At 55.2% G+C, this 948-nt stretch carries 1 protein-coding gene; it reads left to right on the plus strand.

Features of this window, described 5'->3' with window-relative positions; translation table 11 throughout:
- Positions 1-948: elongation factor Tu (tuf, locus tag ACQE3Y_RS20505; RefSeq protein WP_426982412.1), on the plus strand; the 948-nt coding region annotated here is incomplete at both ends.

Genomic DNA, 948 nt, shown 5'->3' on the forward strand with positions numbered 1-948 from the left:
CACTACGCGCACGTTGACTGCCCGGGCCACGCCGACTATGTGAAAAACATGATCACCGGTGCTGCTCAGATGGACGGCGCTATCCTGGTTGTTGCTGCGACTGACGGCCCGATGCCGCAGACCCGTGAGCACATCCTGCTGGGTCGTCAGGTTGGCGTTCCTTACATCATCGTGTTCCTGAACAAATGTGACATGGTTGATGATGAAGAGCTGCTGGAACTGGTTGAAATGGAAGTTCGTGACCTGCTGTCACAGTATGACTTCCCGGGCGACGACACTCCGATCGTTCGCGGTTCCGCGCTGAAAGCGCTGGAAGGCGAAGCAGAGTGGGAAGAGAAAATCATCGAGCTGGCTGGTCACCTGGATTCTTACATCCCTGACCCGCAGCGCGCTATCGATCTGCCGTTCCTGCTGCCGATCGAAGACGTATTCTCAATCTCTGGCCGTGGTACCGTTGTTACCGGTCGTGTTGAGCGTGGCGTGATCAAAGTTGGTGAAGAAGTTGAAATCGTTGGTATCAAAGATACGGCGAAATCTACCTGTACCGGCGTTGAAATGTTCCGCAAACTGCTGGATCAGGGTCAGGCTGGTGAGAACGTTGGTGTTCTGCTGCGTGGTATCAAGCGTGAAGAGATCGAGCGTGGCCAGGTTCTGGCTAAGCCGGGCTCCATCAAGCCGCACACCACCTTTGAATCAGAAGTTTACGTTCTGTCCAAAGACGAAGGCGGCCGTCACACTCCGTTCTTCAAAGGCTACCGTCCTCAGTTCTACTTCCGTACTACTGACGTGACTGGTTCCGTTGAACTGCCGGAAGGCGTTGAGATGGTAATGCCGGGCGACAACATCAAAATGGTTGTTACCCTGATCCACCCGATCGCGATGGACGACGGTCTGCGTTTCGCAATCCGTGAAGGCGGCCGTACCGTAGGCGCGGGCGTTGTTGCTAAA

Origin of the sequence: Pantoea sp. FN0305 (genome assembly GCF_050113845.1) — a bacterium.
GTDB classification, from domain to species: Bacteria; Pseudomonadota; Gammaproteobacteria; order Enterobacterales; family Enterobacteriaceae; genus Mixta; species Mixta alhagi.